The sequence below is a fragment of the Weissella sp. DD23 genome, from assembly GCF_001579105.1.
GTDB lineage: Bacteria > Bacillota > Bacilli > Lactobacillales > Lactobacillaceae > Weissella > Weissella cibaria.
On sequence record NZ_KQ970395.1, the window covers coordinates 26,980 to 33,292 of the forward strand.

Annotated in this window: 9 protein-coding genes; all 9 read right to left on the reverse strand. The window is 44.8% G+C overall.

Annotated elements, in window-relative coordinates; genetic code table 11:
* Positions 1-642, reverse strand: a 642-nt coding sequence (locus WEIDD23_RS08785) for a glycine--tRNA ligase subunit beta (protein ID WP_242865484.1), incomplete at its 3' end; no start/stop codon positions are given.
* Between the two features lies 1 nt (position 643).
* Positions 644-1,570, reverse strand: a complete 927-nt coding sequence (gene glyQ / locus WEIDD23_RS08790) for a glycine--tRNA ligase subunit alpha (RefSeq protein WP_003610409.1) — start codon at positions 1,568-1,570, stop codon at positions 644-646.
* Between the two features lie 294 nt (positions 1,571-1,864).
* On the reverse strand, positions 1,865-2,599 hold the full coding sequence (gene pnuC / locus WEIDD23_RS08795) for a nicotinamide riboside transporter PnuC (protein WP_010372962.1): 735 nt from the start codon (positions 2,597-2,599) through the stop codon (positions 1,865-1,867).
* 147 nt (positions 2,600-2,746) lie between these two features.
* On the reverse strand, positions 2,747-2,920 hold the full coding sequence (locus tag WEIDD23_RS13705) for a hypothetical protein (RefSeq protein ID WP_010372965.1): 174 nt from the start codon (positions 2,918-2,920) through the stop codon (positions 2,747-2,749).
* Between the two features lie 64 nt (positions 2,921-2,984).
* Positions 2,985-3,779, reverse strand: a complete 795-nt coding sequence (gene recO / locus WEIDD23_RS08800; protein ID WP_010372968.1) for a DNA repair protein RecO — start codon at positions 3,777-3,779, stop codon at positions 2,985-2,987.
* Between the two features lie 48 nt (positions 3,780-3,827).
* The gene (era, locus tag WEIDD23_RS08805; protein WP_010372971.1) at positions 3,828-4,736 is read right to left on the reverse strand and encodes a GTPase Era; all 909 of its coding nucleotides are present in this window, start codon (positions 4,734-4,736) and stop codon (positions 3,828-3,830) included.
* A 51-nt stretch (positions 4,737-4,787) separates the two neighbouring features.
* Positions 4,788-5,216, reverse strand: coding sequence for a diacylglycerol kinase family protein (locus WEIDD23_RS08810; RefSeq protein WP_010372974.1), 429 nt, complete (start codon positions 5,214-5,216; stop codon positions 4,788-4,790).
* Positions 5,200-5,682: an rRNA maturation RNase YbeY gene (gene ybeY, locus WEIDD23_RS08815; protein WP_010372976.1), complete on the reverse strand. Its 483-nt coding sequence runs from the start codon at positions 5,680-5,682 to the stop codon at positions 5,200-5,202. The genes WEIDD23_RS08810 and ybeY overlap by 17 nt, the downstream gene beginning before the upstream one ends.
* 5 nt (positions 5,683-5,687) lie before the next feature.
* On the reverse strand, positions 5,688-6,313 hold a 626-nt coding region (locus WEIDD23_RS08820), incomplete at its 5' end, for a PhoH family protein (RefSeq protein WP_156469619.1).

The following is a 6,313-nucleotide window of genomic DNA, read 5'->3' on the forward strand; positions in this document are numbered from 1 at the left end:
GGCATCTGCTTGTACAAAGACTGACGTCAAGGCCTCTTCGTACTGGTCAGCTGATGCAATTTCAACATCATGACCCAAGAAACGGTGTCCACGTGATGAACGACCCGTTGCAACTCCCAAGATATCAAATGGGACAACTTCATCATCCAACAATGCGACCATCCAACGAATTGGACGGACGTATTCAAACGTGTGACGACCCCACTTCATCGTTGTTGAGAACGTCATCGCCTCAATAACTTGCTTGAAGCCCGTCAAAACTTCAGCCGCTGGCTTTCCAGCCTCAAACTTTGTAACGTAGATGTACTCGTTACCGTTAAATTCCTTAAACGTAATGTCATCAGTCGTCAACCCTTGACCGCGGACAAATCCTTGGGCTGCCTTTGAATAGTTACCCTCAGCATCAAGTGCGACCTTCTTAGCAGGCCCCTTAACTTCTTCTTGGAAGTCTTCAGCCTTTTCAGCAACATCAGAAATCAACACTGCTAAACGACGTGGCGTAGAGAAAGGCTTAATTGCCCCGTATGCCAAACGCTCGTCGGCCATAAAGTTTTCGGCACGCTCAACCAATTGGTTAATTGCGGGCGTCACCAAGTGGGCCGGAACTTCTTCCAAACCAATTTCTAGCAAAAAGTTAGCCATCTTAGTTTTCCTCCTCATCTGCAGGCAAGTACTTCGCACGCAAAGCTTCGTCCTTCAACAATGGGAAACCAAGCTTCTTACGCTCATCAATGAAGGCACGCGCAACTGAACGGGCCATGTTACGGATACGTGATAGATATTTTGCACGTTCTGTAACTGACACTGTGCCACGGGCATCCAACAAGTTAAACGTGTGTGATGACTTCAAAATGTAGTCGTAAGCTGGGTGAACCAAGCCCTTTTCCAAAGCCTTCTTAGCTTCAGCTTCGTACTCGTTAAAGTGACGCAACAACATTTCTTGGTCTGATTCTTCAAATGAGTAAACTGAGTGTTCGTACTCTGGCTCCTTAAAGATGTCACCGTACAAAACGCCGTTACCCCATTCCAAATCGTACACCGTTGGGACGTCTTGGATGTATGAAGCCAAACGCTCCAAACCATACGTGATTTCTGATGTTACGGCATCAACTTGGATACCACCAACTTGTTGGAAGTACGTAAATTGCGTGACTTCCATACCGTCCAACCAGATTTCCCAACCGATACCAGCGGCACCCATTGATGGGTTTTCCCAGTTATCTTCAACGAAACGAATATCGTGTTCCAATGGATCAATGCCCAAGGCCTTCAAAGAATCCAAGTACAATTCTTGAATGTTGTCGGGTGATGGCTTCATAACCACTTGGAATTGGTGGTGTTGGTACAAACGGTTTGGGTTATCACCGTAACGTCCATCGGCAGGACGACGTGATGGCTCCACGTAAGCCGCGTTCCATGGCTCAGGACCATTGGCACGTAGGAACGTGTAAGGGCTCATCGTACCCGCACCCTTTTCTGTATCGTAAGCTTCCATCAGCATTGCGCCTTGGTCAGCCCAGAACTTTTGCAACGTCAAAATAATGTCTTGCACACTCATTTTTGCGCTCATATTGACAAATTCCTTTCTCGTGGTTGGCTTCGAGCAAATAAAAAGCCCTACACCAATCACCATAAAAAATGATTGATGTAGGGACGATAATTCGCGGTTCCACCCTACTTCTAGGAAAACTCCTAGCAGCTTCATTGGATTAAATTGTGCTCCAGCAGTGCCCCTTACGCTAATCAGATCACCCTCACATCACCGGTGACTTGCTGGACTGATTTCACGGAATTCTTCTGCTTTCATCGCTTATTACAACTAATAAGTTTATCACTCAGCCGTTGAATGTCAACGAAATTAATCTCAATATTCAGTTGTCTTTGACCACAAGTACATGCCATAAAACGCATTGAACGTTTTCACGATCATCAAAACAAACATCCCTAATGCGCCTGACCCACCGGCCTGGATTTGATTCCACCATAATAACAGGCCAACCGCATCAACTAACAACCAGACAACCCACTGCGAGAGGTAGCCATACGTTGCCAAAATTTGTGCCAACATCCCCAGCGGTAATTGTGAGGAGTCGAGGTAGACTTGATTACCATGTGCCGTTTTGGCAACGGCTAGAACGACACCATAAACCACAACTGCCCCTGCGACAAGGCATCCCATCATTTTAGGGCCGATACGCTTCGCTTGCATCTGACTACTGTCTTGTTGTTGGGCTAGCTGCTTGTACCAGGCAACCATCCCCACAAACTGCATCACAAAAAAGAAGCCTTGATTGAGAATGTCACCGACCAAATGGTTGTGAATGGACATTAATAACCAGATGCCATTGGTCAGGAGCCCCCAGAAAAAGTTCGTTAACCGGCCACTCGCTAACATGATTAAGTAAAAAGCCAATACCAACCCGGTAATTAAACTCGTCCATCCTGATGATGAATAATCACCTGTATAGACGAAGGCCCAAATCGTAACAGCCATAATAATGACCAGATACACCCGTTGAAACCGATTCATCAAGGCTAAATCACGCTTAATATTGGTTGGTGACGTCGCTTCACGCAAAGCTTGTTTAAGATACTGCATTTCTCTACTCCCTCGTTAAACACTAACGAATAGATTACCACATTAACATTCGCTTGTGCGCTATGTCACGTACTTGTAAATATCGGGCATAATAAAAAGCGATATCCCCCAAAAGGGACATCGCTTTCTAACTGATTCATACCGTACTTACTTGCCAAGGAATCCTGACAACTTATCCTTAACGTCATCCATATCAACGTTATCTAAGATGTCCGCCTTGTCGCCTAGCAAGTCACCGGCCTTTTCCTTCAATTCGTTCAAGTCAGCGCCTTCCAAAAGATCACCAGCTTGGTCCTTCAACTTATCCAAATCAAAATCCATGTCAATTCTCCGTTCGCTTCTTTACTATACACTTATTATAAGTGATATTAGCGCTACCTGTCATCTATTTTGACTCGTCAATTGGCTTTTGTTGGCCGCGTTGGGCGAGACGTTGTGACCAGCCGTCTAGTTGTTGAATAAAACTTTTGGCACGTAAATGTACGCCGACTTGGTCATCATAAATCTTATCCATCACGCGTGCCATATCATGCTTAGTCTCTTCTTTTAGCGACAACGAACCTAACTGTTTTAGGTCAATTTTGTTAAGTTGTGATAGCACACGCACAGAACGTGGATTAGCATTCATACGTTGTTCATCTTGATCCCAGTGCAACTGGCACAGTGTCCCGTTTAGCTTCTCGGAGAAATCAAGTGGTAAATCACGTCGACCACAAACAACACATTCACCCCAAGTCGGTTCAAGACCGAATGCCGGCAACAATTTGATTTCAAAAAAATTGGCAATGCCTTGTGGATCCAGACCTCTCTCAATTTTTTCAATCGCCAAGCGGGCCCATTCATACCACTTACCAATCGGCTGATTATCGACAAATGCCGCGTCAATCAACCCTAAGATGTAAGTCATGTAGGCATTCTTTGTGACGTCCATCATCAATTCACGTGATTGGTGGCTCTCTTTAACAGCGTTAATAAAACTCAAACCGGTTGGATTTAAAGTTCCTTCAAACGTGGCGACCGTTAACGGTTGGACATCCGCTGCGAATTGGTACCGCTTTGACTTGCCATTTTTAATGTAAAACATCCGCTTGCCACCCTGCTTGGTCAGCATCTTAACCATCAGATCCTTTTCCTTGCGGTCTTGCTGGTACATCACAATTGCATCAAATACTTCTGCCATACCCATCCCCTAGTAAAAAAGAGACTAGGTAGTCTCTTTCTCGCCAAATTAAATATCTGAATCTTCCTTGTAACCGTAAGTTTGAAGTGCTTGTGGCTTATCACGCCAACGTTCTTCAACCTTAACCCATGTCTCCAAGAAAATCTTATCACCAAGCAAACGTTCGATATCCTTACGTGCCCGCACACCGATTTCCTTGATCATTGCCCCTTGCTTACCAATGACAATGTTCTTTTGCGTTGGTCGTTCAACAACAATCGTCGCTTGCACATGCAAGTGATTTTCATCTTGACGCTCAATTTTATCAATCACCACCGCAACTGAGTGTGGCACTTCTTGACGTGTCAATTGCAAGACCTTTTCACGAATCAACTCACTCATGATAAATCGTTCTGGGTGATCCGTGATTTGATCAGCTGGGTAATATTGTGGACCTTCTGCCATCTTATCCATCGCAAAATCCAACAATTCAGGCACGCCATCCCCCTTCAAAGCTGAAATTGGGAAGATTTCGGCAAACTCCATTTGTTGGCGGTAATCATCAATAATCGTCAACAAATCTGCTGGGTTCACCAAGTCAATCTTATTAATGATCAAATAAACTGGCGTCTTCGTGTCCTTTAAGCGATTAATAATGAAATCATCCCCGGCCCCACGTGGTTCGTCGGCATTCACCAAGAACCAAACCATGTCTGCTTCACGTAAAGCTGACATGGCTGTCTTCACCATAAAATCACCTAGTGAGTTATGAGGCTTATGGATACCTGGTGTATCCATAAAGACGATTTGACCCTCATCGGTGGTGTAAATTCCTTGGATCTTGTTACGGGTTGTTTGTGCCTTAGGTGACATGATGGCAATCTTTTCACCAATCATCTTGTTCAAAAGCGTTGACTTACCAACGTTTGGACGACCAACCAAGGCCACGAAACCTGACTTAAATCCTTGTTCACTCATGTATAAAATCTCTGTTCTTTCTGTATAATCCACGTGTTACCACGCACAACTTTATCCCAGCAACATCTGCAAATTCGGCAAGATGTAAGGCTGGAAAATCAACACACCCACGACAATTGCGAAGGCAACGGCTGCCAAAACAGCCCCAGAAGCCACATCTTTTGCGACTTTCGCCAATGGGTGGTAACTTTCACCGACAATCAAATCAACGATTGCTTCCACCATTGTATTAACGAACTCGGCCATAATCACGGTAAAAACAGCCACCGTAATCCACAGCCAGTCCGACCGTCCTAGCTTAACATATATCCCGACAAGTAAGACGACAATTGCCGCAAAAATATGAAAGCGCATATTTCGTTCGCGAACAAGTAACTGGCCAATTCCTTCGAGGGCATGGCCTAGCGCTTGTAGAAAGTGCGTATTCTTTTCAATTTGTGGCGCCGGTTCGGTCGCCTTTTTCTTATCGTGTAAGTCCATAGCTATCCAAAATCTCGCGTTGTAAATCAAACATAATCTTTTCGTCTTCATCACTACGCATGTGATCATAACCGTTTAAGTGCAAGAAACCATGAACGACCAAAAAGCCAAGCTCACGTTCGTATGAGTGCTCCAAGTATTCGGCTTGTTCACCAATCTTATCCACAGACACGATAATATCACCGATATTTTTGGCCAAATCTTCAGCCATATCCTCATCCATCATCAGTGGCATATCGTCACCGTCTTCTTCAATTGCAAAAGAAATGACGTCTGTTGGCTTATCAAGCCCGCGATACTCACGGTTATAACGTTGAATCTCATCATTGTTAACAAAAGTGACTGACATCTCTGTATCATCTGGCAACTTCATATACTTACCAGCGTAATCTAGCACCTTTTCAACAAGTTCAATTTGCTCTGCCGGTACTCCGGGCTTTGATTGGTCAATAATCGCCAAATCCATAATCTTTAATCCTTCTTCTCTGTTTGCTTATTTTTTGCGGCATCAAATGCGTCATAGGCGTTAATGATCGCCCCAACGACTGGGTGACGTACAACGTCATCCGCGGCAAATTCAATAAATGTAATATGTGAGACATTTGCCAACACTTGCTTGGCTTGAATCAGGCCTGACCGTACCTTTGTTGGCAAGTCAATCTGTGACACGTCACCATTCACAATCATATGCGAGCCAAAACCAAGGCGGGTCAAAAACATCTTCATTTGCTGTGGTGTTGTGTTCTGTGCCTCATCTAAAATAATAAAGGCGTTGTCCAAGGTACGACCACGCATGTAGGCAAGTGGTGCAATTTCAATCGTCCCACGATCCATCAGACGTTCTGTATGTTCCGCGCCAATAATGGCATGCAGCGCATCATAAATTGGTCGCAAGTAAGGATCGACCTTTTCTTTCAAATCACCGGGCAAGAACCCTAAGTTTTCACCAGCTTCAACGGCAGGACGTGTGATAATGATTTTCTCAACATCCCCACGCTTCAGTGCTGCCACTGCCATGACGACGGCCAAATACGTCTTGCCAGTTCCGGCAGGTCCGATACCAAACGTAATGTCGTTATTACGAATCGCTTGAATGT

What these genes read in the sequence shown, in the direction of transcription:
- era (WP_010372971.1), bottom strand. Translation starts at nt 4,736, where the DNA reads ATGAGTGAACAAGGATTTAAGTCAGGTTTCGTGGCCTTGGTTGGTCGT.
- glyQ (WP_003610409.1), bottom strand. Translation starts at nt 1,570, where the DNA reads ATGAGCGCAAAAATGAGTGTGCAAGACATTATTTTGACGTTGCAAAAG.
- pnuC (WP_010372962.1), bottom strand. Translation starts at nt 2,599, where the DNA reads ATGCAGTATCTTAAACAAGCTTTGCGTGAAGCGACGTCACCAACCAAT.
- WEIDD23_RS08810 (WP_010372974.1), bottom strand. Translation starts at nt 5,216, where the DNA reads ATGGACTTACACGATAAGAAAAAGGCGACCGAACCGGCGCCACAAATT.
- ybeY (WP_010372976.1), bottom strand. Translation starts at nt 5,682, where the DNA reads ATGGATTTGGCGATTATTGACCAATCAAAGCCCGGAGTACCGGCAGAG.
- WEIDD23_RS13705 (WP_010372965.1), bottom strand. Translation starts at nt 2,920, where the DNA reads ATGGATTTTGATTTGGATAAGTTGAAGGACCAAGCTGGTGATCTTTTG.
- recO (WP_010372968.1), bottom strand. Translation starts at nt 3,779, where the DNA reads ATGGCAGAAGTATTTGATGCAATTGTGATGTACCAGCAAGACCGCAAG.